Consider the following 3106-nt stretch of genomic DNA (forward strand, 5'->3'; position numbering starts at 1 on the left):
AATTTGTTCTTTGAAAACTAGATAATATTTATTAAATTTTTAAGCAATAAGCCGAGAAACACCGCGTTTTATTAGTTAAGAACGTAGTTCTTAACAAAACCACTTTGCTTTAAGTAAAGTTAGGTTAAGTTATCAAGGGCGCATGGTGAATGCCTTGGCACTAGGAGCCGATGAAGGACGGGACTAACACCGATATGCTTCGGGGAGCTGTAAGTAAGCTTTGATCCGGAGATTTCCGAATGGGGGAACCCAGCAGTTTTAATCGACTGTTACTATTAACTGAATACATAGGTTATATAGAGGTAAACGCAGGGAACTGAAACATCTAATTACCTGCAGGAATAGAAAGAAAAATCGATTCCCTAAGTAGCGGCGAGCGAACAGGGAAGAGCCCAAACCAAGAAGCTTGCTTCTTGGGGTTGTAGGACTGCTCATTTGAGTTACCAAAGATTTTCATAGTAGAAGAGTCTGGGAAGACTCGCCGTAGAGGGTGATAGCCCCGTATACTAAATGAAAGTCCCTCAGAGCAGTATCCTGAGTACGGCGGAACACGAGAAATTCCGTCGGAATCCGGGAGGACCATCTCCCAAGGCTAAATACTCCCTAGTGACCGATAGTGAACCAGTACCGTGAGGGAAAGGTGAAAAGCACCCCGGAAGGGGAGTGAAATAGTTCCTGAAACCATGTGCCTACAAATAGTTAGAGCCCGTTAATGGGTGATAGCGTGCCTTTTGTAGAATGAACCGGCGAGTTACGTTTGCTTGCGAGGTTAAGTTGATAAGACGGAGCCGTAGCGAAAGCGAGTCTGAATAGGGCGCCATAGTAAGTAGACGTAGACCCGAAACCAAGTGACCTACCCATGTCCAGGTTGAAGGTGCGGTAAAACGCACTGGAGGACCGAACTCATGTATGTTGAAAAATGCTGAGATGAGGTGTGGGTAGCGGAGAAATTCCAAACGAACTTGGAGATAGCTGGTTCTCTCCGAAATAGCTTTAGGGCTAGCCTCGGAATTAAGAATCATGGAGGTAGAGCCACTGTTTGGACTAGGGGCCCATCTAGGGTTACTGAATTCAGATAAACTCCGAATGCCATTGATTTATATCCGGGAGTCAGACTGCGAGTGATAAGATCCGTAGTCGAAAGGGAAACAGCCCAGACCACCAATTAAGGTCCCAAAATACATGTTAAGTGGAAAAGGATGTGGAATTGCACAGACAACTAGGATGTTGGCTCAGAAGCAGCCACCATTTAAAGAGTGCGTAATAGCTCACTAGTCGAGTGATTCTGCGCCGAAAATGTACCGGGGCTAAACATGTTACCGAAATTGTGGATGGAACCCATTAGGGTTCCGTGGTAGGAGAGCGTTCTAAGGGCAACGAAGCTAGACCGTAAGGACTAGTGGAGCGCTTAGAAGTGAGAATGCCGGTATGAGTAGCGAAAGACAGGTGAGAATCCTGTCCACCGAATGACTAAGGTTTCCTGGGGAAGGCTCGTCCTCCCAGGGTTAGTCGGGACCTAAGTCGAGGCCGAGAGGCGTAGACGATGGATAACAGGTTGAGATTCCTGTACTAGTTATATTTGTTTGAACGATGGAGGGACGCAGCAGGCTAAGGAAGCGCACTGATGGATATGTGCGTCCAAGCAATAAGTCTGAAGTTGAGTTAAATGCTTAACTTTAAGGACAAGTTGTGATGGGGAGCGAAATTAAGTAGCGAAGTAACTGATGTCACACTGCCAAGAAAAGCTTCTAGTTAGAATATAACTACCCGTACCGCAAACCGACACAGGTAGTCGAGGAGAGTATCCTAAGGTGTGCGAGAGAACTCTCGTTAAGGAACTCGGCAAAATGACCCCGTAACTTCGGGAGAAGGGGTGCTGACCGAAAGGTCAGCCGCAGTGAATAGGCCCAAACGACTGTTTATCAAAAACACAGGTTTCTGCAAAATCGTAAGATGACGTATAGGGGCTGACGCCTGCCCGGTGCTGGAAGGTTAAGAGGATGAGTTAGCTTCGGCGAAGCCCAGAATTGAAGCCCCAGTAAACGGCGGCCGTAACTATAACGGTCCTAAGGTAGCGAAATTCCTTGTCGGGTAAGTTCCGACCCGCACGAAAGGCGTAACGATTTGGGCACTGTCTCAACGAGAGACTCGGTGAAATTATAATACCCGTGAAGATGCGGGTTACCCGCGACAGGACGGAAAGACCCCATGGAGCTTTACTGTAGCTTGATATTGAGTGTTTGTATAACTTGTACAGGATAGGTAGGAGCCGTAGAGACCGGAACGCTAGTTTCGGAGGAGGCATTGGTGGGATACTACCCTCGTTGTATGAACACTCTAACCCTCGCCACTAATCGTGGTGGGAGACAGTGTCAGGTGGGCAGTTTGACTGGGGCGGTCGCCTCCTAAAAGGTAACGGAGGCGCCCAAAGGTTCCCTCAGAATGGTTGGAAATCATTCGCAGAGTGTAAAGGCACAAGGGAGCTTGACTGCGAGACTTACAGGTCGAGCAGGGACGAAAGTCGGGCTTAGTGATCCGGTGGTTCCGTATGGAAGGGCCATCGCTCAACGGATAAAAGCTACCCTGGGGATAACAGGCTTATCTCCCCCAAGAGTCCACATCGACGGGGAGGTTTGGCACCTCGATGTCGGCTCATCGCATCCTGGGGCTGTAGTCGGTCCCAAGGGTTGGGCTGTTCGCCCATTAAAGCGGTACGCGAGCTGGGTTCAGAACGTCGTGAGACAGTTCGGTCCCTATCCGTCGCGGGCGTAGGAAATTTGAGAGGAGCTGTCCTTAGTACGAGAGGACCGGGATGGACATACCTCTGGTGTACCAGTTGTTCTGCCAAGGGCATCGCTGGGTAGCTATGTATGGATGAGATAAACGCTGAAAGCATCTAAGTGTGAAGCTCACCTCGAGATTAGATTTCCCATTCCTTTATGGAAGTAAGACCCCTGAAAGATTATCAGGTAGATAGGTTGGAAGTGGAAGTACAGTGATGTATGGAGCGGACCAATACTAATCGGTCGAGGACTTAACCACAAAGTGGTGTGAAACGGTGTACGGCTTAAAAATCAATGATAAATATTAGCTAGTTTTGAGAGAA

General features: G+C 48.2%; 1 rRNA gene. It reads left to right on the plus strand.

The window, feature by feature from the left end:
- Positions 1-122 precede the first annotated feature (122 nt).
- Positions 123-3042 (plus strand): 23S ribosomal RNA (locus N0K73_RS08170).
- Positions 3043-3106 lie beyond the last annotated feature (64 nt).

This window comes from Dellaglioa algida, assembly GCF_030127605.1.
GTDB lineage: Bacteria > Bacillota > Bacilli > Lactobacillales > Lactobacillaceae > Dellaglioa > Dellaglioa algida.